Below are 26,852 nucleotides of genomic sequence, written 5' to 3'. Positions count from 1 at the left end.
TTATGCTTTTAGCCTTAAGCAATACTATATGTCCCATCCATCATACTTACTAAAACCCGAATGGATAAAAACCATCCGGGATACCGCCGCAGAAGCCGAAAAGCTGGCCATGCTTCACCCTGATCAATTGAACCTGGTTTATGAGCAGGGCTGGTTTAAATTCCTGGTGCCCAAAGCATATTCGGGCCTGCAACTGCCTTTACCGGACATGGTGCGGCTGGAAGAGAGCCTGGCCTGGGCCAACGGTAGTTTGGGCTGGGTGGTTACCCTTTGTAGCGGGGCTGGCTGGTTCGGCGGCTTTTTATCGGCAGATATAGCCCCGGAATTATTGAACAATCCTGCTTTATGCCTGGCGGGCAGCGGCGCATCAACCGGTACGGCTACTATTACCGATGGCGGCTACATCATTAACGGTGCCTGGAAATACGCAAGCGGTGCACACCATGCCACCCATATAACAGCCAACTGCATTATCAAAAACGGCGATGAATCAGTTTTGGATACTGACGGAAACGAGCTGGTATTACCTTTTATTTTCGATAAGAAAGATGTGGAAGTGTTCCCCGCCTGGAAATATATTGGCATGATGGCCACCGGCAGCGATGCCTACAAAGTGAGCAACCTTTTTGTTAAAACCGACAGGTGTTTTAAAATCGATCCGGAATATGCAGTTATCAACGAGCCTTTGTACAAGTACCCATTTTTGCAACTGGCCGAGGCCACACTGGCCGCAAACATATCGGGCATGGCCGTGCACTTTCTTGACCTGTGCGGGCCGCTGTTTGATGAAAAACAATTAGGCAAACGGCAACCCGGCAACCATCGCGATGCAACCAGGCAATTGCTGGATGAACTTACAATCAACCTTAACGAAACCCGGGCCGAATTTTACGAGGCCGTTGACGCTTCCTGGCAGAGTGGCTTAACTGGCCCCGCCGGGTATCTGAATGAGGTAAGCGCTGCCAGCCGCAAACTGGCCAAAACAGCACGTGAGAGTGTTGACAGGTTATATCCCTACTGCGGGCTGCAAGCCGCCAACCCCGATACCGAAATAAGCCAAACGTGGCGCGACCTGCATACCGCAAGCCAGCATAGTTTGTTGAATAGCATACCGGAGTAAATCACTGTTTGGATATTTTTTCCATTTTGAGTATATTTGTATGCAGCAGCTACTAGGCGTTTATGGAATGGTCATAAACGCCTTCACTGTTTAAAACAAAAAGACCAATTGCGTATATTGTTAGTTTAAAATATTGATTTACAGTAGATTAAATAAAAATAAAAGCAATCAAAAGTAGCAGAAAAGTGTTAAAAAATATCGGGAAAATATGCAAAAGTATCCAAAAAGTATATGAAAAGTATAGGAATAGTATCCGTTAAAAATGCCGCTTATTTTTAGGCTCAAACGGAAATACCTGGCCCGAAAATTTTCTGTCTTGATTCTTGACTCTTAATTCTTGATTCTTATTTTGTAACAAAACCCATACTTAACATAAACTTCATATGGCTTTTTAATTTCATTGTTGATATTTGGCGATCCAAAAACAAAAAAATGAAGCTTAAATATCTGTTGCTTTTAATTTTAGCCTCTGCCACCCTTTCGGCATCGGCACAATCTCACAAAAAAAAACATAAACATACCACCAGTAGAAACAGCGATAGCGAAATTACCTACCGCCGCGAACGCGCTATGCCCATGCCCACCGGCCTGCCCCGCCCCAAGCTAGTTATAGGTCTTGTGGTTGATCAAATGCGTTGGGACTACCTGTACCGCTATTTTGACCGTTACGAAGATGGCGGTTTTAAACGAATGCTGGGCGAGGGCTTTACCTGCGAAAACACCAATATTGATTATATCCCCACGGTAACCGCTGCCGGGCATACCTGCATTTACACCGGGTCGGTACCTGCCATACATGGCATTGCCGGTAATGATTTTATTGTACAAGCCACCGGCAAATCAATGTATTGCACGGACGACAGCACTGTAACCGCCGTTGGCAGCACCTCGAAGGCCGGGCAAATGTCGCCACGTAATTTACTAGTAACTACAGTTACTGACGAGCTTAGGCTGGCTACCAATTTCCGCTCAAAAGTTATTGGCATAGCGTTAAAAGACCGCGGCGGAATTTTGCCGGCAGGGCATACCGCCAACGCCGCTTACTGGTTTGATGACGCCAGCGGCAACTGGATAAGCAGCACCTACTACATGACCGATTTGCCTGCCTGGGTTAAAAACTTTAACGGCCAAAAAATTGCTGAAAAATACCTGAAACAGGATTGGAATACCCTTTACCCTATAGCCACCTACCTGCAAAGCGCCCCCGATAACAGCAGCAAATACGAAGGAAAATTTGCAGGTACGAATGCGCCAACCATGCCGGTCAATACATCGGCATTGTACAACGGCCATTTAGGCATGATACGGTCTACACCTTACGGCAACTCGATGACGCTTGATATGGCCAAAGCAGCTATAGAAAATGAACAATTAGGCAAAAACACAGTTACCGACTTTTTAGCGGTTAGCCTTTCATCAACAGATTACATCGGGCACCAATTCGGTCCTAACTCTGTAGAAATAGAGGACACTTACCTAAGGCTTGATCATGACCTGGCTGCTTTTTTTACTTATTTAGATGGCACGCTGGGCAAAGGCAGCTACTCGGTATTTTTAACCGCCGACCATGGCGCGGCCCATAACGCCAGCTTCCTGAAAGACCACAACGTGCCCGCCGGAACCTGGGATGATGCCGCCGCGCAGAAAGAAATGAATACAATGCTGAACGACAAATACAAGGTTCAAAACCTGGTTATCAGCATGGATAACTACCAGGTTAACCTTAACAATGCCGCCATTAAAAAAGCAGGCATCAGCGAAGAGGCCATAAAACTTGATTGTATAAACTATCTGCAAAAACAACCGGCTGTACAATTTGCCGTTGATATGCAAAACGCAAACGCAGCCACCATCCCGGTTGATTTGCGCAGCCGCATTATAAACGGTTATAACACCGAACATAGTGGCGTGATACAAATTGTATTAAAACCAGGCTATTACTCAGGGCACGGGGCAACCGGCACAACCCACGGTACCTGGGCGCCATATGACACCCACATTCCACTGGTGTTTATGGGCTGGGGCATTAACCATGGCAATACCACACGCCAAACCCACATGACGGACATTGCCCCTACCGTGGCATCACTATTACACATACAAGCCCCTGATGGCTGTATTGGCAAAACCATTAGCGAGGTGATCAGGTAATTCGGGGTTCGGGTTGCGCGGTTCGAGGTTCGGGTTACCCGGTTCGGGAACCTGATTTTACAGGCAACACGACACTCGCAACACGAGCCACAGAACCATGTTCGGGAACTTGTTCTTTAAAATATCAATTAAGAGGCGCATATTTGCGTCTCTTTTTATTTAGTTGATTAGCTTCCGGCAACACGAACCAGGCAACACGCTACCGAAATGAAAAAATACATCTCCCGATTTCATTACATCACACATGACATGCCGCACCGTAGCCATATTGAGCAGGCTGAGATTGGCTGTAATGCCGGAGCCAACTGGATACAATATCGATGTATGACTAAATCAGATGACGAACTGGTTGCCGAAATTAACCAGATAGCATCGATTTGTGATGATTGGGGCGCTACGCTTATTATTACCAATCATTATCACCTGCTTGATAAGGTTGATGCGCAGGGCGTGCATATCGAAGATTCGGATGCTGATCTTAGCACCATCCGCCAGGTTATTGGCGAAGACAAAACTTTAGGGGCCTCGGCCACTAACCTGGCTGGCTTACTAAAAACCCAGCATTCAGGCGTAGTTGATTACTGCGTATTTGGCCCGTTTGCCCATACTGAAACCAGGCCAAATAACTCCCCCTTGTTGGGTTACGATGGTTACCGTCAATTGGAAAAAGTTTCCATTGAAATTCCTGTTATTGCAACCGGCGGGATCCAGTTACAGGATGTTGAACTACTGCTTAAAACGGACATTTACGGCATAGCGGTTTCGTCGGCTATCAATCGTTCTGTTGACCCGGCCCGAATGGTAAAAGAATTTTACCGCAAAGTGTATTAAACCTATTATAGCCCCTGTGGTAAGTTTCATTTTTGGTATGAAATTTCGCGCTTTCTCCTACATGCCCAAAACAGCAGTAAATCGCAAGTAAAAAAGGGTGGGGCTTAGTATAACCGATGCGCATTTAACTACAACAAAGATTATTTTAGTTTATTGAACAAAATAAGTCATTGATTTTGTAAATTGCATGTAAATCAATTATATAAACCTATAATCTCGGTATGGAAAACTATAACAAACTGTGGCGGTTGTTTTTTGCTATTGCGTTAGTTTCAATTGCGGTGCAGCAATTTATCTGCTCTGGTTTCAGGCCGGTTATTATGCCTCCCGAACCGGCGTTTATAGGGCAAAGCACTTTTTGCATGTGTGTAGCAAGCATTTTGATAATACTGATATCCGCCGCTATTATTTCGGGTATCAACTCGCATATAGTTGCCGATTACCTGGGGGCATTCATGTTGCTTATGATCATCCTCTCACATATACCTTACAATATAAAAATTAACCCCTTTTTTTTGGCAGGATGGAACGATGCCTTTAAACTGCTGGCTTTGTGTGGCGGGGCCTTTATCGTGGCTACCTCCTTCCCCGCCGATACCGTAAGCGGCATTGATGCGGTTACAGAAAAGCTACGGCCGGCCGGGCCATACTTTTTTGCAACAACTATGATTGTTTTTGGCATAGAGCATTTTATTTATCCAAAATTTGTAGCGTTGCTTGTGCCATCATGGATTCCTTCTCATTTATTCTGGAATCCATCATGGCTCCCATTTAATTTATTCTGCGTGTATTTTGCAGGCATAGCGCTTATTGCGGCCGGTGCGGCCATTATGTTTAAATTTAAAGTGAAACTCGCAGCCACCTTGTTGGGTATCATGTTGTTTTTGTGGCTTGTTATGGTGCATATCCCACGCGGGCTCGATACCTCCATACTTGACCGGGCCAATGAATGGACAAGCGTTTTTGAAGCCTTAGCATTTAGCGGAATTGCGTTTTTAATAGCCGGCACCTATAAATCTGCGCAAACGGCAGCAGTCAGCAGTTAGTCAAATCATCCGCGTGGGTTTTAGCTGATTTGGTTTTGTTGTATATTCACGCAAAATTTAAAACTCATCATGGTTCATAACTTTTTACAACACTTACATTCTGGCTTTAGGTATATTGTATTTGCCTTAATTCTGTCAGCTATTATAGCCGCTCTTATTGGTTTAATAAGGAAAACACTTTATACTGACGGCAACCGCAAGCTCAATCTATTTGCCATGATATCGGCACATACGCAGCTACTTATTGGCATAGCTCTCTATTTTGTAAGCCCTTTTGTTCAATTCAACAGCGATACCATGAAAAATGACGTTATCCGTTATTTTACTGTGGAACACTTGACTATGATGCTTATTGCCATTGCCTTGATTACCATTGGACATGGTAAATCTAAAAGAGCATCCACAAGTGAAAGCAAACATAAAACAATTGCACTTTTTTATTCATTAGGGTTACTTGTAATTATAGTAGCGATTGTCACCGGCCATATTTCCGTTTTAGGAAAAGGTGTAGAGGAATGGTTTAAAGTCTTTTATGAACGCCATCTTCAATAACAACCTACTAATTTTAGCAGGTATTATACTTATCCCACGTAGCTAATAGGATTTAGCAATAAATAAACTTTCAAAAAAATTTGATAATTCATTTTTCTTTATAAATTTGTGGCCACGATGATTAAAAACACAAATAAAAATAGCTGGTGGCACCAATTAAATTTGGCAGCCGGATACGTTTTTAGTCAGCGATGATCTAATCAATTGTAAACCTAAGTGGAAAACCCGGCGACCCCAATTCGCCGGGTTTTTTTATTTATATATTTTTGAAAACATAACATGAGCACTTTTAAAATAACAACTACCCATAAAAAACTACTGGCCGATACCACCACGCCGGTAAGCATCTACCTGCGCCTGCGCGATGTGTTCCCCAATTCGCTGCTGCTGGAAAGTTCGGACTATCACAGCCGCGAAAACAGTTTGAGCTACATTTGCTGCGAACCTATTGCGGGGCTGGTACTCAACAACGGGATATTAAAAAAGCATTATCCCGATGGCAGCCATGAAACCCATGATGCCGGCAGCTTTGAGCTTATCGACCAGCTTAACCAGTTTGTGGGCAGTTTTGAAACCGACGCCAATCCGTTAAAAATTATCTCGAACGGTTTGTTTGGCTATTTCACTCATGAGGCGGTTGAGCATTTTGAAACCATCAAACTAAAACAAACCGACGACAATCCGCGGCAAATCCCGGTAATGCAATACCACATTTACCGTTATATTATCGCTGTAGATCACTTTAAAAACGAGCTTTACATTTTCCACAACCAGGCCGAAGGCGGGCCAACCAACGGTGGTATCGAAAAACTGGAATACCTTATCAAAAACAAAAATTTCCCCGAGTACAGCTTTAAAAGCAGCGATGTAGAAAAATCAAACCTTACCAACGAGGAGTTTATCGCCATTGTTGAGAAAATGAAGCAGCATATTTACCGGGGCGATGTTTTCCAGATAGTGCCGTCGAGGGCATTCTCCCGTACCTTCCAGGGCGATGAGTTTAACGTTTACCGGGCTTTGCGTTCCATTAACCCATCACCCTATTTATTCTATTTTGATTATGGCGATTTCCGCATCTTCGGCTCATCACCCGAAGCGCAAATCACTATCAAAAATAATGTGGCCAGTATTTTCCCTATTGCCGGCACCTTTAAACGCAGCGGAGATGACGTGAAAGATGCCGAGATAGCCCGCAACCTGGAAAACGACCCCAAGGAATCGGCCGAGCATGTAATGCTTGTAGACCTGGCCCGTAACGACCTGAGCCGCCATTGCGAGCAGGTACAGGTTAAAGCCTTTAAAGAGGTACAATACTATTCGCACCTTATCCACCTGGTGTCGCATGTAAGTGGTAAGCTTTTGCCCGGCGTGTCATCATTCAAAATAGTTGCCGATACTTATCCCGCAGGTACCCTAAGCGGGGCGCCAAAATACCGGGCGATGGAGATCATTGACGAAAATGAAAAGGCCAAACGCAGCTTTTATAGTGGTGCCATCGGCTTTATGGGCTTTAACGGCGAGTTTAACCATGCCATCATGATCCGCTCGTTCCTAAGCAAAAACAACACCCTGCACTACCAGGCAGGTGCAGGCATTGTAGCCGGCTCTGTCGCCGAAAGTGAACTGAAAGAAGTGGATAATAAAATAGCGGCTTTAAGGCGGGCTGTGGAACTGGCGGAGGAATTATAGTTGCCGGGAGCGAGTTGCGAGGTTCGGGTAAAGCCAACCTTTCTTTAGGATTTAAACAATTAGGATTTAGAATTTTACAGATGAACAAGATATTAATAATAGACAATTACGATTCCTTCACCTATAACCTGGTGCATTTGGTTAACGAGCTGGGCCTGCAATGCGAGGTTTGGAGGAACGATAAATTTGCTTTGGAAGATGTGGATGCTTATGACAAGATCATCCTATCGCCGGGGCCGGGTATACCGTCCGAAGCAGGTTTGCTGCTGGATGTGATCAGGAAATATGCGCCAACCAAAAGCATTTTTGGTGTTTGCCTGGGGCAGCAGGCCATTGCCGAGGTATTTGGCGGCAGCCTGTATAATCTGAGCCAGCCCATGCACGGGATAGCTACACCAATTAAGGTAACTGACAGCCAGGAACAGCTTTTTAAAAATCTGCCCGAAAGCTTTAAAGTGGGCCGGTATCATTCATGGGTTGTAAGCGCGAATGATTTGCCCGATGTGTTAAAAGTTACTGCTATTGACGAAGAGGATAATTCTATCATGGCATTATCGCATCGCGAATATGATGTGCGCGGCGTACAATTTCACCCCGAATCGATACTCACCGAGTTTGGTAAGGAGATGATGGGTAACTGGTTGAAATAATTATAATTAAATTTGTCATCCTGAGTAGTAAAATCCGCGGATTCTGAAGGGGAAATGACATTCAAAAATAAAACATTGTCATCCTGAGGCACGAAGGATCTATTCGCGAACTTTTCTATCGGTCATGCATAGCTGATAGATCCTTCGTGCCTCAGGATGACAGTAAGTGTTAGAGTTTTCAATCAAAAAATTCCCCCTTCAGGGGGCTAGGGGGCTTAGGCTTTATGACGATACTTGATAAAATAGTTGCCAATAAGAAAAAAGAAGTGGCCTACGCCAAAAAGCGGACTTCGTATGTACAGCTGGAAGAATCTGAATATTTCCACAGGGAAACCTATTCATTTAAAGATTTCCTGCTTGATCCTGCCCGGACTGGTATTATTGCTGAATTTAAGCGCAAATCGCCTTCCAAAGGCATTATTAATGATAAGGTGAGAGTAAGCAAGGTAACAACAGATTACGCGGCTGCAGGCGCATCCGCGCTATCTGTTTTAACCGATCGCGATTTTTTTATGGGCCGCAAAGCGGATTTAAAAAGAGCGCGTTCTGTAAATAATATCCCTGTTTTGCGCAAGGATTTTATGATAGACGAATACCAGGTAATTGAAGCCAAAGCATTGGGCGCCGATATTATCCTATTGATAGCTGCAATACTTACTCCGGCAGAAATTGATAAGCTTGCAACATTGGCCAAAAGCTTAAACCTTAATGTGCTGCTTGAAGTACATAATCTGGAAGAGTTGGAGCGCAGCATTCACCCAAAACTGGATGCCATTGGGGTAAACAACCGCAACCTGGCCGATTTTACGGTATCTGTAGAAACTTCCTACCAACTGGCCAAACATATTCCTGCCGAATTCATGAAGATATCTGAAAGCGCCATCAGCGACCCGGAAACCATCAGGCATTTAAAACTGGCCGGCTTTAACGGCTTTTTAATTGGCGAAACCTTTATGAAGCAAGCCGATCCGGGATTGGCCATGCGGGATTTTGTGGCGCAGTTGTAAATGAAAAATCAAGCCAATAAAAAAGCGGGGCTGCCAATCGGCAACCCCGCTTTTTTTTTAATAGTTACTATAAATTAGTGCTTATCGAAGAACAATTTGGTAGTTACCAAATCGCCACCTATGGCAGCCGATGCGGCTTTATAGTTAGCACCGTTTACGTTGCTCTCTGCAATTGGGTAAGGAAAACGAACCGGGAAAGCGCTTGACGCTGTTGATGGTGCAACTAATGCTGGCACATCCAGCCTGCGTGTTTCTATCCATGCATCCCAGCCCCTGTTATAATCTGCAATCCATTTTTGATAAGCAAGATTAGAAGGGGTATATGGATTAAGCAGTAGATATGCCGTAGCGTCACCAGCGCCCCAATAGGAATAAGAAGCTTGAACACCTTTTTCATAATAGAATGCAGCTGTACCGGTAGCAATATATCCTTTTGCAGCAGCCTCTGCCATATAAAATGACACCTCGGCGTAATCAAGCAATAAACCGGGAAACGTTGGCGCGGTTAGTGTAGGGCTAACGTGCGAGAAACTGTCATAGTTTGATTTAGCACCAGGCGCACTGCCTTTATATGTACCATCGGCTAAGGCAGTAAAATACTTACCCACGCGGGCGTCTGCATGACCGTTTAAGTAATTAACAAGCGTATTACAGGCAACATAGTCAAACCGGCCACTTTGAACTATATCAACATAAACCGGGTTTGTATTTGGAGTAGCTCCTAAATAAGCAAAGGTTGCGTTATCAGTATTAGAAGTAAACACACCGCCAGAAACCGCAGATGCAGCCGTTGCAGCCGCAGTAGTCGGGTCAGAGTCGGCTATGGTCAAAGCCATTTTCAATTTAAATGAATTGGCAAACTTTTTCCACTTTGTTGTATTGCCTCCATAAATTACATCAGCACTTCCAAAACTGCCTGCGTTTGTATTTAACGCCGCTATGTCTGCATTTAAACGGGTTAGCAGATCTTTGTAAATGGTTGCTGCGTCATCGTACTTAGGAAAGTTATTGGTGGCATCAAATGCCTGGGTATAAGGAACGTTACCGAAAGTAGTTACCAGGTAATAAAAAGAATAAACCTGCAGAATATCCAGTATTGCTATATCGTTTTTCTGAATGTCAGCGCTGGCGATAGAGGCATCGGTAGGTACAATGGTTTTAGCCAACCGCAAGTTATTTAATACATCACGATAAAGTGCGTTCCATTCAGCGCCATTTATATTACGGGCATTAATGAGGTAATTACTTTCATCAGTATAGGTGGTTTCTTGCCATTGCTGTTCAATTAACCGATAGATATTAGTGTTTACACTTGATGTAGTAACCGTATTTGTTAGCACCCTTTCAGCCTGAGTAAATAATGAGGCGGCCGGAACCGTTGGGAAAAGCTTTGGGTTCGAATTCAACGAAGCCAGGTCTTTATGGCATGCTCCAAGCGAAAGGATTGGAAGCAATGCCGCGATAAAATATTTTTTCATAATCGTTAGAATCTTACTTTTAAGTTAAGGTTAAACATTCTGGCAGTTGGGAAAGCACCACTCTGATAGCCTTGCAGGTTACCTGAGCTTAAACCTTCTTCAGGATCGGTATAAGGGGTGTTTTTATGGATAATCCATAAGTTACGACCACTTAAACCAACGTCAACTCCTTTAACACTACCAAGCCGTGAAATAACAGATTGAGGCAAAGAGTATGCAATTGCTGCCTCACGTAATTTCACATAACCCGCGTCATAAACGAAACCAGCTGCAGGATTATGCTCATAGCCATATAAACCAGAACCTGTGTTATCTGCTCTAACGGTATTTTGAGCTCCTGTAGAGGTAACGCCAGGTAAAATCACACCGCCACCATCTGACAATGCATTTCTTGAGGGTTTACCTAAATCATTGGTACCTACTGTTTCAGGATACAAACCTGTATCCATACCATAATAGGTATCTAGCGAGAATACGCTGCCGCCTTTTTTAACGTCAACCAGGAAACTTAAAGTAAATGATTTATATCTGAATGAACTGTTGATGCCGCCTGTCCAGTTTGGGTTAACGTTACCCAACACTACGTTATTGCTTGAAGAAAGCACGTAATATCCGTCGTCTCCAACAACTTGCTGCCCGTTTTTAGTAGCAAGGGCATTTCCATCTTTATCAACGTAACCGTTACCGCGAATATCGCCGTAAGGACGATCTAAGCTTGCATTAAGCGAAACCCCGCCCTGGAAAGAGCTAAGCTGAAGATTGGTAGCCTGTTGACCAGAACCATCAGTATACAGTTTTAATACTTTGTTTCTGTTACGGGTAAAGTTAACATTCATTTTCCAGGTAAAGTCTTTAGTTTGTACCGGTGTACCATTCAATGCAACTTCGATACCTTTATTTTGAATAGTACCAGAGTTAATATAAGCGGCATTATAACCGGTGGCGGTAGATAATGTTACCGGAATTAGCTGATCAACAGTTTTGTTGTTGTAGTAAGTGAAATCAAAACCTAAACGGTTGTTGAAAAATGCCATTTCCAAACCACCCTCAGATGCTTTTGTACGCTCGGGCTTCAATTTTGCATTGTTTTGAGTTGTACCTATAAATGCCTGAGGGCTTGAGCCAAATGCCGTAGTAAGCGAATAATAATTGCTTGTGCTTTGTGGTGTACCGCTATTACCAACTTCGGCATAGTTAATTCTTACTTTACCATATGACAGCCATGAGTATTGTTTAAGCAGTTCAGAGAAAGTAAAACCTAAATTAACCGACGGATAGTAATATTTATTGCTATATGAAGGCAAAGCCGAAGAAGCATCACGCCTTAAAGTACCATCCAAAACCAACATTTTTTTCCAGGTGAAAGTAGCACCGGCAAAAATACCATCTGTTTCAAATGGGACATACGTTTCAGTTGGAGCGTTTGGCGTATTTTTAGAGTTTGATAAGCTATAAATACTTGGTACAATTAAACCTCCGTTTGTAGTTGCCGCAATTGACTGGTAAAGATTTTTACGTACGTTAACCCCTAACAGACCTTTAAAATTGAGATCCTGAGTTATATTATTGTCAGTTGTAGCAAGGAAATCAAAGTTGGTTTCATTAAAGCTCAGGTTTCTCCTGGTGTATGATGATAAACCAACAGAACCAACCTGCCTGCGTTCTTCCTGAATCTGGCTCCAGTTATCAACAGTTACACGGCCTAATAAATTTAGCCAATTTGTAGCTTTATAATTTAAACTAACATTACCGAAGTAACGGTTGCGGGTATCTGTTTCAAAGTTTTGGTGACGGATAAAGTATGGGTTATCCCAATAAATTGGAACCAGATTGGTTGGACTTGCCCAGTTCCAGGTAATATTTTGACCACCAGAAGCAAAGTACTGATCTTTAAGCTCCTTGATATCGTTATTTACCTGATACCATTGCCTGAAAGAGTTCAGGATGTTATCTGACTGATAACCGCTTCCGTAACGTCCTTTACCATCTGTACGAGTGTAGTTGATATTGGCGGCTGCAGTTAGTTTACTGTTGATGTTATATGTTCCGCCGAAGTCAAGGTTGTTTTTCAACTCGTTACTGTTGGGCATAAAACCAGTTTGGTTATTGCGGGTATAACCTAATTTAAAAGTACCATTGTCGCCGCCGTTAGTAATAAACAAGCTTTGGTTATTGCTGATTGGATGGGTAAAAAATGTATTGGGGTCATTCGCAGCTGCAACCCATGGCGTTGCTTTGCCGAAATTAGGAGAGAACTTGCTAAATGCATCCCATTGATAAACCTTCAGGTTTGGATCGAATGCATGACCATATGACGCATCTTCGGTTAAAGGATCAACCAAATCTTTAACACCGTCGCCATTGATGTCTCTGTAAAGGAAATAACCGCTTGGATCTTCGTAATACGTTCCGTAACCGCCACCATATTGTTTCTGGTACGTTGGCAAGGTTGATTTATCAACAGCACCGTAACCGTAACTGGTGTTAAAAGTAATACCAAGGCCTTTATTAACCTTTTTGGTTGTAATTAAAATTACACCATTGGCGCCGATAGAACCGTATAGCGCCGTAGCAGCAGCGCCTTTAAGAACGGTAACCGACTCAATATCATCGGGATTGATATCCGAAGCAGGCGAACCATAATCATAACCACCTGTACCGGCCGCTACTGAACTCGAGTTGCTGTTACCCTGGTTGCCACCGCCAGAACCGCCGTTGTTGTAAGGCACACCATCAACAACAAATAACGCCTGGTTATTGCCGAGTATTGATTTAGTACCACGTAAAACAACGTTTGTTGAACCGCCAAGGGCGTTGTTCTGCCTGATTTCTAAACCGGCTACCTTACCTGATAAGCCGCTTACAAAGTTACCGCTACGTTGCTTACTTACCTCGTCGCCGGTTACTTTTTGTGCAGCATAGGCTTGCTGGTTACGCGTTCTGTTTAAGCCCAGCGCGCCCGTAACTACAACCTCGCCAAGTTGCTGGCTCGAGGCAACTAAAACAGCGTTAACTGTTGGCCCGTCGGCAGGCAACGTTTGGGTAATGTAACCAAGAAAACTAAATGACAGTAAAGCATTGTTGGGCACGGATAAGGAGTACCTTCCGTTTGCATCGGTTTGGGTACCGGTTGTAGTACCCTTAATGCTTACTGATACGCCCGGTACCGGTAAGCCATCTTCCCTGGCCGTAACCTTTCCGGTTACGGTATGGTTTTGCGCATATAGCTGTGTTGCAGCAAGTAAAAAGATGCACAAAGTCGTAAGTAGACTTTTTTTCATGAATAAAATGTGTTAGTTAATAGTTAAAAACTTTAAGAGGATAAATCTATATGGGATTTATAAAAAATCAAATTAATAATTGTAACATTTCGTTTACATATATATTATTAAACAAAAAGTAAATTATTCATAGAAAATTCATAAACATTTAGTTCCTTTGTCTGTTCTTACCATATTACTAAATCATTTAGTTAATAATAAGACAGTTAATTAAGTTAATTAGAACAGGGAAGATGCGCGAGGCATTTTCCCTGTTTGCTTTTATTGCCTATTCCATAAAATTAACTTGAAAATGGCCTTAATATTCCAAAATAAACAACGAAAACCATGCCTATCCCAAGAGCCTTTTAAGGAAAACTTTATAAAGGATTTTACAACATCAGGAAAAGACGACAGCCCAGGCCTTAAAAAAAAGCAAACCACCGGCAAATACCTGGCTATTAACGCGTATCTATTATTTAAGATAATCGATATTAAATATACATTTCGTTTAAGTAAATAAAATGTTACAATTCACTAATTAGCTGTAAAATAAATGGTTAATTAAAAAAGGCTTGTGTTTCCACAAGCCTTTTTTCAACCCATACAATATTGGGAATTATTTTTCGTTGCTCATCGAAAAAGGCTCGTCGGCATCCTTTGTGCCGCGTTCTTTATTGGGTGTAGCAATCATATCAAAATCCAAATCGGCACCGTTTAACAGGCCTTTGTGGCTCACCCAATTGTTGGTGTAAGGCTTGCCATCAATGGTAAGGTTGTTTACATATTTGTTATCGGCACTGTTGTTGGGTGCCGTGATGGTTATGTTTTTACCATTCTCTAAATTAACAGTTACTTTTTTAAATAAGGGCGCGCCTAACACGTATTGGTCGCTGGCTGGTGTTACAGGGTAAAAGCCCATGGCCGAGAAGATGTACCAGGCCGATGTTTGCCCATTGTCTTCATCGCCGCAATAACCATCGGGGGTAGCTTTGTACAGTTTATTCATGGTTTCGCGGACCCAGTATTGGGTTTTCCATGGCTGGCCGGCATGGTTGTATAGATAAATCATGTGCTGGATAGGTTGATTACCATGCGCGTACTGCCCCATGTTGGCTATCTGCATCTCGCGAATCTCGTGAATAACGCCGCCATAGTAACTATCATCAAATGTAGGTGGCATGCTGAATACCGAATCCAGTTTGGCTGCAAATTGTTGTTTGCCACCCATCAGGTTTATCAGTCCCTGGATATCATGAAAAACGCCCCAACTGTAATGCCAGCTATTGCCTTCAGTAAAGGCATCGCCCCATTTAAAAGGATTAAACGGTGTTTCAAAAGTACCATCCTGGTTTTTACCGCGCATCAGTTTAGTTTGCGGATCGAAGATGTTACGGTAATTCTGGCTGCGTTTTTTATAGATCTCGATTTCTGATTTTGGCTTACCCAGGGCTTTCCCTAACTGGTAAATGGCAAAATCGTCATAGGCATACTCCAGGGTACGTGCAGCATTCTCGTTTATTTTAACATTGTAGGGCACATAGCCAAGGGTGTTATAATATTGCACTCCCCTGCGACCGGTTGCGTTTGGCCCCTCGTTGTTAGCGCCGTGTTTAAGTGCCTGGTACAACGTTTCAATATCATAACCGCGCATACCCTTCAGGTACGCTTCGGCAACTACCGATGCTGAGTTATTGCCTATCATACAATCAGCATAACCAGGGCTCGACCACTCGGGCAGCCAGCCACCTTCTTTATAATCATTTATCAGGCCCTCCTGCATCTCTTTATTGATAGAGGGATAAACCAGGTTCAGGAACGGGTACAAGGCCCTGAATGTATCCCAAAAACCTGTACCGGCAAATAAATAACCGGGCATTACCTTACCGTTGAAAGGGCTGTAGTGAATTTTTTCGCCTTTGGCATCTATCTCGTACATTTTATTAGGAAAGAAAAGCATCCTGTACAAGCTGCTGTAAAATGTTTTGGTTTGCTCCACGGTGCCACCTTCTACATTCAGCCTGCTCAGGGTTCTGTTCCAGGTGTCTTTGGCTTTTTGACAAGTAACTTCAAATTTATCATCGGCCAGTTCGCGCTTTAAATTAAGCTCGGCCTGCTCAATGCTTATAAATGACGAAGCTACTTTAACATGTACCTGTTCGCCGTTGGCGGTTTTCAGGGTGATAACCGCACCCGCGTGGTCGCCTGTGTATTCCAGCTGGCCGTCGTCTTTTTTCCAATCGTGCCATGCCGATGCCAGCGCAAAGGGTTTATCTACATAAATAACAAAGTAGTTTTTGAAGTTAGCCGGAACGGCGCCACTGTTTTTGGTGCTGTAACCTACAATCTTTTGTTCACCGGGAATAATCTTTACGTATGATCCTTTGTCAAAAGCATCAATTACAATATGCGAGCTATCGCTTTTAGGAAAGGTAAAGCGGAAGCTGGCAGCACGCTCGGTTGGTGTAATTTCGGTAGTTACCTCATAATCGGCCAGGTAAACGCTGTAATAGTAGGGCTTAACAATTTCGGCTTTGTGCGAGAACCAGCTGGCGCGTTCCTTTTCATTCAGTTTCAGCTTACCTGTTTCGGGGAAGATAGAAAACATACCGTAATCATTCATCCATGGCGATGGCTGGTGCGTTTGTTTAAAGCCCAGAATTTTATCGGCATCATAAGTGTACTGCCAGCCATCGCCCATTTTGCCGGTTTGGGGAGTCCAGAAGTTCATGCCCCAGGGCAAGGCAATTGCCGGGTAAGTATTCCCGTTTGAGAGGGATGGCTTGGATGCTGTACCCATCAGCGGGTTAATCAATTCAACAGGGTCTGTTACCCTGGCGCTTTGCTGGGCAATTGCAGCTGCCGGTAAACAGGCCAGGGCCAGTAAGAATAGTTTTTTCATTAATCGGAGTTTGTTTTTTAAGGGTGATGACAGCAACAGTGGCTATTATAAAAGCTTCTGTTGATATCGTCGGATGTGTTTGCTTTGTTATTTGTTCTAATAATTTTTTCCCGGTGCGAATATGGCAATCTGCTATAAGTAAAAAAACTCCCGCGCATGAAAATTCACGCACGGAAGTATTATTCAACTTTCTCTCAAAAAGTATTTTTTCACCATTTCAACTCAACCTTTATACCATCGGGACTATTAGCGAAGCCCAGGTATAAGGTTTTTGACGAGGTATCCCATGATGTTTTAATATCAGTAATAATTTGCCCTTTGCTATCGGTTATAACAATTTGTTTTGGTTGGCCCGGCAATAAAACCCGCGCGCTGTTAAGCGTTTTCACCGGGCTTTTGGCTATAAAAGAATAGCTGCCGGCTGCAACTTTTTCGTCATAGATCCTGGATGCCGAAGCTAATACCTGGGGTATGTTTTTATTGGCAACCCTTGCAACATTGTATAACAATGCCTGCTCGCCGGGATTGATCACCTTTTCGGCCAATATCGGTAACTGCGGATCGAACAGATCAATTACCGGGCCTTTTATGGTATAAGGCTTGCTATCGGCATTTTCATCCATCACAGCTACAATATCGTAAGGGCCACGGGCCAGGTAAAGGCTATTTTTAAACGTTAAAGCGCCTGCATGGGCATCTTTTTCATAGGCTTGTTTAACGGTGCTGATGTAATTGCCATCGTTAGCTGCCTGCAGTACGTATTCTTTTGGATTTTGCCTTAACACATATACTGCGCCTTTACCAACGTTAAACTTTTGGCTGTCGGCATTAGGGTTTACGCCCAATAGTTTAAATAAGTGTTGCGATGGTGCGGTATAGTTATTCCCCCTGGTATCCCACCATTCCATCACCGACTGGTAGGGGTCATCATCCCGGCCGCAATAAATTAATACTCCACCCTGCTTTACCCAGGCCGCCAGTTGCTGGTGAATTTGTGGCGATACAGGCTTCATATTAGAATAACTCATCACCAGCACCTTGATATTTTTAAGCGATGCCGCATAGCCCAGGTTTTCCATATGCACGGTTTGTACCGGAACGCCATGTTTTAGCAGTGGCAACGTTTGGCCGTAGAAGTTTGAAAACTGCGGATCCTCGAACCCGTTATGTGTAGGGAAACGCTGAAACATTAGTGTATTACTCATCAATACTCCAATACCGTTTACGCCGGTTACCTTATTGGCTGATGGCGGCATACTGTTTAGTGCATTAACCATCACCTGCATCTGGGTTGAGTAATATTGAGGGATCAGGATCTTTTCATCACTATTGGCAACCTTGTAGGGATGCGTATAAATGCGCTCGGGCCATGGCATTACTTCATAATCAGATACGGTTGGGTACAATAGTTTTGCTGTAAAAGTGGCCTGGTAATTTCGTTTATAATCGCTCCAGTCCTTTTGCCTGTCTTCAATCGGGTCGGTTAAAAAAAACATTTTGCGGCCGGTTGGCGCTGTCATGGATACCATCGACCCATATTCCAGGTAGGCGTTTTCAAATACGCGTTCTTTTTGCAGGCCGTTAAAATAAGTAGGCTCGCGCGAGGTGCCTGTCCACACCTGGGCTATATAACCATCAATACCGGGCAACGAAGCCAGGCTTGCCTCAGGGCTAACAATTTGCCACGACGAATAGTTAACCAGCGAATGCGTGGCTATAAACACTTTTATATTTAAGCCCTTGCTTTTGCCATAGGCTTTAGCGTAAGATGATACTTTTTCAATGGCATCATAATACAGGTGGTACTTTAATTTGCTGGATAGGTAAGTATTTTCGGCAGATGCATCCTGCGGCTTCCAGGGGAAACCGTAATAGCTTTGCCATTGAGTTTTGAAGCCCGCGCTATAGCCTGCACGTGCCCAAAATTCAGGTTCTTCTAAAAATATATTGGTGATGCCAACATCAATTACCCTTTTAATAACCGCTGTTTTCATATACTCGATGAACGAGGCATCGGGCACTACGTATGGCATATCCCTGCCATGAAAAATAGTATCGCCCTTTTGGGTAACCTGCCCAACGCCCAGGTGGTTTTTACCATCCCATTTACCCAGGAAATAATCTTTGTAATCGCCCCAGGCTATGCCGGTCATGAAGTTGGTTTGATAACCATGATCGCGCCAGGTTTGCACGCGTTGTTCAAAGGTCATGCCCGGGCGGTCGTTGGTTCCGTAAACAATGGCGATATCACTGCGTACATCAATCTCGGGCATCCAGGGGCTGGCGGTTTGGAAAGCGGTTTTCTCTTTTAACGGTGCTGGCGTCTGTTGCGCAAAAACGGCAGACGTCAGCATAGTTAAACAACAGGAAACAAAAATGTTTTTCATAGATAGGTGCAGGGCGATAGATGCCGCTTAATACCATACAATGATAGGATAGGTGGTATTAAAACAAGGGTTAATAAATGGGTTAACCCGGTTTAAATTTCATTAACCCATTAAAATTAATCGCTTTATTAACCGCGAAATGGCTGAAAATCTTTAGTCGGAAGTCTTAAGTTCTAAGTCAAAAAGGACGATTCAGATTTATGAGTACTTCTGACTTAACACTAATAGTTCTATTAACGCCCCCTATTTACCGCAAATTTTATCAAATGGAATAGGGTAATCAATCCCTAATGATCTTTTGTATTCGGCTATAAAATCATCGTAGGTGCGGCGGGCGTGTTCAATACCCCTGGTGCGCCTGATGGCTTTCAGTTTATAGTTGATGCCGGCATCGCTAAACGGGTCGATATTTAAAATCAGCCGGCTTATCTCCAGTGCTTTTTTAAACTGTCCCTCATCATAGGTGTTTTTTATTACAGGCTGCAAAGCCGGCATTAACGCTTCTTCGTACGCTTCCTTAAAATCATCCAGCCAAACATCGGGCATAGCCGGCAGTAGGCCGCCACGGGCCATCAAATCAAAATGCGGAACCTCCAATGCTGCTGCCCCCTGCCTGTTATTAAGGCTGGCTTGCACCACAAAATAATCACAAAAAAAGGCATCTGAAACAGTGAAGCTATACGTATCATTGATGTAAGCCAGCTCAACCCCGTCCAAATCAGCAAGAATACTTCTCAGGTGATTTAAGGTAACGCCCCTGATATTTTTTGTTTTGGCTACATCTTTATCGGCCCAAAGGGTGGTTGAAATGCGCCTGGAGGTTACACCGTTTTTATCGCGGCTGTTCAGTAAAATCAAAATGAATAGCTGTTTTATTTTAGGGCTAAACAGGTAGGTAATATCCTTGCCGCTTTTATCATAAACCATAAATGCGCCCAGCAAATAAACAGCATTAACTTTGTTGCCGATAACTTCCAATACACTTTCACCCTGCGTTAAATCAGCAGTATCCGGCACCGGTTTGGCTTTTTTTCTTTTTAGGTAGATGAATGCGCCGCAGGCTACAAGCAGCATCGCAGCCAGCACTCCAACATAGCTATACACACTGGTTGTTGTGCTTTTAGCCTGTTTCGATTTTAAATAAGCGGCATAACTCACCGGGGGAAATGCCAGCGAATAAATTTTGATACCCGATTTTGCAGGCGAAGTAAACTCCTGTGTGGCGCAATAAAATTCGTTCGCGTTGCTGTTAAAAAACAGGTTAACATCGGTTTCAATCCGTTCGGATGTTACCGCAATCTCGCCGCTTACAACCTCGTATGATCCATCTTGTACCGAATACTTATAAAGCTTCAGGCTGGTTTTAGGCCGCTCGTGCGGGTAACACAGCACATAAAAATATTTTCCATCCTTTGATGGTACAAGGTTATTGGCAGGCACAAAAGCCTCTTCATCAGGCTTAATTTCCCATAGTTTTTTGATGGTGCGGCTGGTTAGGTTAACCCGGTACAAATCATAAAAATGCATGCCACCTACAACCTGGCTACCCGATTGATTGCCAATACCGCCAAATATATACACGTCGTTATTCGCGTCGGCAACGCTGCAGGCCGAAAAAAATCGCGGATCGATATGGTCGCCGGTAAAAATTACCTTTTGCCAGTTATTATTCAGGGTATCAAACTTAAAAAAATCATTATAGTATCTGAATAAGCCATAGCCACCAAACAGGTAAAGATCATGGTACTTATTATCGTAAAACACATTGTGGTGGTGCCGCTGTGACGGAAGCGCGGCGTTTCCTTCAACCTCCCAATTTAGGTTTTTCAGATCAAGTGATGCCATACCCGATAACCGGCCCCGCGCATTGTTTACCTCATACGCATACAATTTATTTTGTTTTGGATTAATAATGCTTTTGCCCAGCAGCAGTGGCATGGGGAGTGGATTTTGATAGGGCTTAGATGATTCCTCATCCTTCCTTACATCATAAATAGTTAACGAGTTGCCGTTAAACAGCATAACACTTTGATCCTGTTGATTAAAATTAAGCCCGACGACATCGCTAAAGCTTTTTGAAAACAGTGGCTTCCAGAAGTACGATTCATTAATAAGCCAAACCGGGTTTTCAACAAAGCCAACCTCGTCGCCATTGCTGCTGTGCACGTTTTGGCCTTCCCATTCATCTAACGGGAACGAATAAATTTGAGAAGCATCGCCAACTTCCAGGTTGCGGATGGCCATATTGGGCACATCGGAATAACGCGAATTTTTGCCAAAGGTAATTACCGGGCTGATGCTGCCGGTAAAACCAAAGCCCGAAGCGCCATATGGTTTACTGTTAACCCACACGGTTGCTTTATCCCCACGCAAGTCCAGTTTGATTTTGATGGCTGTCCATGTCCTTTTTGACAGCTGGGCGGCGCTCAGCGGGATGGTGATCTTATTGCTCTTACTGTCAATATTGAAATTTAAGTAAGGGGTACCGTTCAAATAAATATAACTGAGGCTATAGGAGTTGTTTTTACCATCGGCAAGATTTAAAACATAGCCCAGGTGCGAATTATCCCACAAGGCCAGATCGAAACGAATGGACAGTTGATCGTTAAAGGTGGGCTGATCCTGCTTAAAAACGGAATATGACGTCCGTTTTTCCATTAAACTATCATTCGAGTTGAATTGTAAACCCTGCGCTTGTAATTTTAAGCACGGGCCAAGGGCGGCAGCAAAAACCAAAATCCTATATACCCAGGGATGAAGTAATAAAATCCGGCTCGCTTTTGTCATTGAATACACTTGTCTAAAATCCCCGGGACCAGGGGAATGGCCCGCTATTGAACGCAAGTGCTAAAATATGTTTTTTTTAAGTATGGTAAATGGGGAATTTGTGATCGCGAATTGATCCCCACTATGCTTCACCCGTTCCGCGCCTGATGGCGCTTTTAAATTTTTGTTTAATGATAGTTGTTTGGGTCATTTTTTAATTACCAGGTTAGCGGTCTCTGCCGCAACGCCAATTGTAGCCACCGAGCCGCTGTTAAACCGCAAAAAGTCAGCCTCTACACCATCGCTGAATATAATGCCGTTCGTGGGCATCAGCGATTCGATAGTTAAAATTTGCTGGTTTTTAATAACACCCGCAGCGATATTTGTTTTGGTACGAATGCTTTGAAATGGCTCGCGCACCGCAAATAACAGTTCGTTTGTTTTAATTTTTGGCTGTTTTGGTTTAAGATTTTTTTCGAACAAACCTGTTACACCATAGGCCATATTAAAAATGGAACTTAGCCAACCGGTTGAACCTGCGGGTGTAGAGACTATCAACCCGCTTGATGATTGCTCCTCTGTTTTTGCACCGTATGAGATCTTGTACCGCGCCGATACATGCGATGCGGCGCCAATAAACAAATCATTAAAAGCCAGCAGCCTTTGGCCATCGTTCAGTTTGGCTTCGGCAAAGGCCATGGTTTGCGAATTGAATTGACCGGCGATCACACTCTCTACCCCGCCTATAAAATTGCCCGTATCAAAAGGCAGCAGCACCCCATCATAACGTTGTTTATCGGGATTTACAGCCACAATGGGAACACCCCTTGCATATTTGGCGGTGTTGGCCACCAATCCGTCCTGCCCTATCACAATGATGATATTCTTCGCGGAAAAGATAAACGACGGTACAAATGCCCGCTCAACTATTTTGTATTTAATGGTTTTGGAAAGCTGCGCCTGCAAACTGCTTAAGGCAAGGTGAAAAGTTTCGTGCTCCGCTTCATAATCATTAAAATCGCCGCCAAGCCTTTCTATATAAAACTTGGCCTGGGCTTTGGTATTGAAACGCTCAATTAAAAACTCGAGCCGCGTTTTATTTTTCACAATGATGGCATATTCAACGCTCATTTTTTGTTCTCAGACTTATCTTTTAAAAGCGAATCCAATAATTCCGGGCTGATGTTCAGGTTACCTATTTTATCGGCATTTTCGGCAAGCTCCCTGAATGCCAGCGAGATGTTAAACCTTGGGTCTGGATTATTATTCAGCGCTGTAAGTAGTTTCCAATCCATGTCTTTGTAAGGTTTAAGCGTTGTTTCAATTACAAAACCCTGGGTTTCGGCTTCTTTTTTGTCGTTGGCGGTTTTTTGTTCAATCAATAGTTTTCGTTGATTTTCAACCGCTATGTCGGCCTTAAGTTTCATCTCTCTGAGCTTCCTGTCATTGTCAGACTTCTGCACTTCCGATTCCATTTTCTTTTCGGCTATCTGCTTTTGCTTTTCCTCAACGGCTATTTCGGTATTCAGCTCGGTTTCTTTTATTTTACGCTCCTGCTCAACAGCAAAATTACGGCGTTCAAAAATGGCCTGGTCGGCCTCCTGCTGCAACTTCTCCCGTGTTTCGGTTTCCAGGGCGCGGGCCATTTCGGGAGTGGCCGAAATGCCAAGGATATTAACCCCCATAATCTCTATCCCCATTAAACCAATGGCAGCCGAAGACTTAAGTCCCTCCAGGATCTTCTCCTCAATAGCCTTTGCCGAACGGATAGCATCCTTCAATTTTATCCCATGAATATAGGACGACGTAGAGGTTTGCGCTTCGTTAATAATACGCTGGTTCAATTTTTCGATGTCGTTTTTCTTATACATCCCGTTATCATTCACGGTAAAATCAAGTACATCGGCAAGCGCTTTGGGTTTGCTTATTTTATAACTTATTTGACCTTGTATAGTTACCGACTGGTAGTCGTTAGTCGATTCGCTAAATATAAAAGGCAGATCGTTACTCCCCATAGGGATGGCCACAATAGAACTATTAGGCGAAAAGTAGAAAAATGATAGCCCGCGCCCTTCTTTTACGATATCTCCATTTTTAAAATGAAGTACGTAGGTCATAGCGTCGAACTTAATATGCTGAATTCCAAACATGTGATAGTGGTTTATGGTTACTTAGTTATTGTATGCTAATATAAAACTTTTTTAATAATGAACTCATACAAGCTTCATCGCCATTTATTAACCCGCTCTGTACTATCGTCAAACTGAGCCGATAAAGAATTCATCCGCGATGCCAACAGTAGCTGATGACCCTCGAGACCACGAGTAAAGACAAGATCGCAATAGCCAACATTTTTCTGCCATTGTTCCATAAAATAATTGGCAGATGCTTTCGTTCTGCCAATTAATTCGGGCACAGCATGATAATCTTTTTGCTTCACAAAAAATAAAAACATATTCCTCCTCACGATAACGTACCGCGGGTTATCTATAAGCCCGACTATTTCATGCAACATATTAATAAAAGCAGAGTGCTCATATGTTGTGCCGCCATCCAAAAAACAATAAACGTTGCCAAACCGGTCAACCGATGAATCTACCCTAAGTTTGGCGCGGTCTGTTTTAACAACCTTTATGTGTACCATAGAGCTTAATAATGCATTGGCTATTTGCTCAACATCCTTTGATATATCGCGGTATTTAATAAAAAGTCGCAAAGCTTTAAATGCCAGGCGGCCAAACACAAGAAAGCCGGTTATTGCAATGATAACAAGGTAGATAGAAATCCCCTCACGCGACGATAGTAACCTTCCTGCCCTGCCCAGGCTTTGCAATATGGCAAATAAATAATCGAGCATACCAAAACCAAGCGCGGCAAGCAGGTTGGCAATAGTTTTATTAAGGTACATGGTTTTCACAGTGCTGTATTCGCGGTCGCTTTCAAACGGGATCTTGATCTCTTCAATTAACGTGACGCCATTTTCCAGTGCAGTATTCCATTTTGCTTTAAGGGATTCCCTGTCGGCCGCGTAAGTAAGGGCCTTTTTATTTTGTTGTTCAACATCATCCCACCGTTTTATGCCGGGCGGGATATTTAACCGGCCTACACCATTTTCGATGCCGCCGCCATCTTTAAAAGAGATGCCAACAAAGCTTTTAAACCTGCGCTTAAGCATATCAAAATCTTCGCCACCAGTAGTGGTAGTTGGGTCGATACAACATAAGTGCCAGATGTTGCCCGTTTTGCCCAGGTTACCTTTTTGGGTACGAATGGCGCGGCCTCGCATTTGGTTGGACAGCACAAACGAGCCAACAAAACTGGCCAGCACCAACGAATTAATTGCAGGCGCATCCCAACCTTCGCCCAAAAGCGATTTTGTACCGATCAGCACCTCTATTTCGCCCGATTGAAAAATCTGTGTAATGAGATTAACAATATCGTTTTTTACCTGCTCGCTCTGTTCAACCAAAACGTAATCGCTTGCAAATGGCACCCTTTCGCAATTAATTTCGCCCAATCCATAATGCTTCACCTTTTCCCGGAACACCAGGTAAGCCGAATACGGGACAATGACCAAGGATCCCGTTAACACCCCAATTTTGATACCGGCGGCATTCTGGCGCCTTAGTTTTTCAAAAATGGTCATCACGCCAATTTTGTTCAGCTCAAAATTATTGACATCGCCATTGATATAAAACTCTTTGCGGATATAATCTGTCAATACTACCATGCGCAGGTTGTGACCCAGTTGCTGATATTCAAAATTGACAATATGTTGTATGCTATCTAATTTGCTGATACTGGAAGTTAAAGCCCCGGTCACTTTTTTGTTTTGCGAAAAGCTGATCTGCCGTTTTTCTATAGCCCCATACCGATGCAATTTGCCTTCGATAATTTTTTGATGGGCGGCAAAAGTTTTAAAATGTTCCTTATCCCGGTACAGGTAAAAATCCAGCAAAACCTCCATCCAGCTGTTATCAAAAACGGGGATTTTCAGTTTTTTGTTATCAATAACGTCAAGATGATCTTTTGATATAACCCTTCCGTTGGCATTTAAAAAAATGAGCGAAGCGGAATAGTAAGACAGATTGGTATAAATCCAATCTAAACTCCCCTGCGGATTTTGCCAGGCCGGATGATTTTCAATGGCATTGATTAAGGTTTCGTCGGCTTTAATCTCTGTAAAAAGTTCTTCGATACCCTGCCTGAACGCGGTTATCCCTTTAATCTCATCTTCGGCGGGTAGTGATAGGTAAACATAGTCCTGGTGCGGGCACAAATCGCCTTCAATTATTAACTCCGGCACCGAAATTTCAATATTGATCGGCCCGTTTAATTCCAGGTAACGCTGCCATTCTGTTGCCGATACATCATACGGTGGCGTGGCGGTTAATCCTATAATCATGGGATCTATCGCTTTTTTAACCTTATTAAGCGTATGCCACCATTCATTTTTTAAATGGTGCGCTTCGTCAACCACAATGGTTTTTACCTGCTGCTCTTTTAAGCCGTTTACAATATTATCAAGGTTATGGTTGGCCGATGTTACGGGTTCGTGTTCGTCAACTTCTTCTTCGCTCTCGCTTTCCGGTTCGGCAACTTTCAGATCGTTGCAGGCAGCATGCAGACCCTGGTAGGTTATCACGGTAAGGAAACCAGGCTTCCGGATATCGTGCGAAACCCAGGCAGGCGTTTGTTCCTGTTGTAAAAACATTTCACAAAACCGCTGTATCCACTGATTCCTGATAGCTATGGTTGGTGTGAGGATCAGCGTAGGCTGGTTAATCCTGATGGCAACTTCCAGTCCTAAAACTGTTTTTCCCGAACCCGGTGGTGCTATAACGTGTAAATGGCCGTCTTTTAAATACTCATCCAGCCCATCAAGCACACGCTGCTGATATGCCCTCCAACCATATGAAAATTTGATGTCAGCAGGAAACTCTTTCAATTATTACAGATACTTAATTTGCTAATTTATAATTTTAAAATTGAGCGGCAATTTTACCGATGATT

16 protein-coding genes are annotated in these 26,852 nt (G+C 43.4%); 8 read left to right on the top strand and 8 right to left on the bottom strand.

The features are described 5' to 3' along the window. Nucleotides 1-28: 28 nt before the first annotated feature. From AC1DXF_RS13995 to trpC, 8 genes are all read left to right on the top strand, one after another. Nucleotides 29-1,120: an acyl-CoA dehydrogenase family protein gene (locus AC1DXF_RS13995; protein WP_477449357.1), complete on the top strand. Its 1,092-nt coding sequence runs from the start codon at nt 29-31 to the stop codon at nt 1,118-1,120. Nucleotides 1,121-1,552: 432 nt separating this feature from the next. Next, nucleotides 1,553-3,271, top strand: coding sequence for an alkaline phosphatase PafA (gene pafA, locus AC1DXF_RS13990; protein ID WP_477449356.1), 1,719 nt, complete (start codon nt 1,553-1,555; stop codon nt 3,269-3,271). A gap of 207 nt (nt 3,272-3,478) precedes the next feature. Then, nucleotides 3,479-4,102: a thiamine phosphate synthase gene (locus AC1DXF_RS13985; RefSeq protein WP_477449355.1), complete on the top strand. Its 624-nt coding sequence runs from the start codon at nt 3,479-3,481 to the stop codon at nt 4,100-4,102. A gap of 221 nt (nt 4,103-4,323) precedes the next feature. Beyond that, nucleotides 4,324-5,148: a hypothetical protein gene (locus tag AC1DXF_RS13980; protein WP_477449354.1), complete on the top strand. Its 825-nt coding sequence runs from the start codon at nt 4,324-4,326 to the stop codon at nt 5,146-5,148. 69 nt (nt 5,149-5,217) lie between these two features. Next, the gene (locus tag AC1DXF_RS13975; RefSeq protein ID WP_477449353.1) at nt 5,218-5,700 is read left to right on the top strand and encodes a cytochrome B; all 483 of its coding nucleotides are present in this window, start codon (nt 5,218-5,220) and stop codon (nt 5,698-5,700) included. A gap of 279 nt (nt 5,701-5,979) precedes the next feature. After that, entirely contained in the window at nt 5,980-7,389 is a 1,410-nt protein-coding gene (locus AC1DXF_RS13970; protein WP_477449352.1) for an anthranilate synthase component I family protein, read from the top strand. A gap of 80 nt (nt 7,390-7,469) precedes the next feature. Then, entirely contained in the window at nt 7,470-8,039 is a 570-nt protein-coding gene (locus AC1DXF_RS13965; protein WP_477449351.1) for an anthranilate synthase component II, read from the top strand. Between the two features lie 224 nt (nt 8,040-8,263). Continuing rightward, nucleotides 8,264-9,046: an indole-3-glycerol phosphate synthase TrpC gene (gene trpC, locus AC1DXF_RS13960; protein WP_477449350.1), complete on the top strand. Its 783-nt coding sequence runs from the start codon at nt 8,264-8,266 to the stop codon at nt 9,044-9,046. Between the two features lie 74 nt (nt 9,047-9,120). Here the strand turns inward: trpC and AC1DXF_RS13955 are convergent, their stop codons facing one another. The 8 genes from AC1DXF_RS13955 to AC1DXF_RS13920 form a co-directional block, all read right to left on the bottom strand. After that, nucleotides 9,121-10,524: a SusD/RagB family nutrient-binding outer membrane lipoprotein gene (locus AC1DXF_RS13955; protein ID WP_477449349.1), complete on the bottom strand. Its 1,404-nt coding sequence runs from the start codon at nt 10,522-10,524 to the stop codon at nt 9,121-9,123. 5 nt (nt 10,525-10,529) lie between these two features. After that, nucleotides 10,530-13,805, bottom strand: coding sequence for a SusC/RagA family TonB-linked outer membrane protein (locus AC1DXF_RS13950; RefSeq protein WP_477449348.1), 3,276 nt, complete (start codon nt 13,803-13,805; stop codon nt 10,530-10,532). Nucleotides 13,806-14,403: 598 nt separating this feature from the next. Further along, nucleotides 14,404-16,722: a GH92 family glycosyl hydrolase gene (locus AC1DXF_RS13945; protein ID WP_477449347.1), complete on the bottom strand. Its 2,319-nt coding sequence runs from the start codon at nt 16,720-16,722 to the stop codon at nt 14,404-14,406. Nucleotides 16,723-16,895: 173 nt separating this feature from the next. After that, nucleotides 16,896-19,073, bottom strand: coding sequence for a hypothetical protein (locus AC1DXF_RS13940; RefSeq protein WP_477449346.1), 2,178 nt, complete (start codon nt 19,071-19,073; stop codon nt 16,896-16,898). Between the two features lie 243 nt (nt 19,074-19,316). Continuing rightward, entirely contained in the window at nt 19,317-21,731 is a 2,415-nt protein-coding gene (locus tag AC1DXF_RS13935; protein ID WP_477449345.1) for a Kelch repeat-containing protein, read from the bottom strand. 315 nt (nt 21,732-22,046) lie between these two features. Beyond that, nucleotides 22,047-22,970 carry an NAD(+)/NADH kinase gene (locus AC1DXF_RS13930; protein ID WP_477449344.1) on the bottom strand — a complete coding sequence of 308 codons (924 nt, stop codon included), beginning with the start codon at nt 22,968-22,970 and terminating at the stop codon, nt 22,047-22,049. Then, the gene (locus AC1DXF_RS13925) at nt 22,967-23,989 is read right to left on the bottom strand and encodes an SPFH domain-containing protein (protein WP_477449343.1); all 1,023 of its coding nucleotides are present in this window, start codon (nt 23,987-23,989) and stop codon (nt 22,967-22,969) included. Before AC1DXF_RS13925 ends, AC1DXF_RS13930 begins: the two co-directional genes overlap by 4 nt. Before the next feature lie 74 nt (nt 23,990-24,063). After that, complete coding sequence (locus AC1DXF_RS13920) at nt 24,064-26,787, bottom strand: DEAD/DEAH box helicase family protein (protein WP_477449342.1); 2,724 nt, start codon at nt 26,785-26,787, stop codon at nt 24,064-24,066. Nucleotides 26,788-26,852 lie beyond the last annotated feature (65 nt).

Source organism: Mucilaginibacter sp. P2_A5 (genome assembly GCF_056404995.1).
This window is presented reverse-complemented; position numbering and strand designations above follow the sequence as displayed.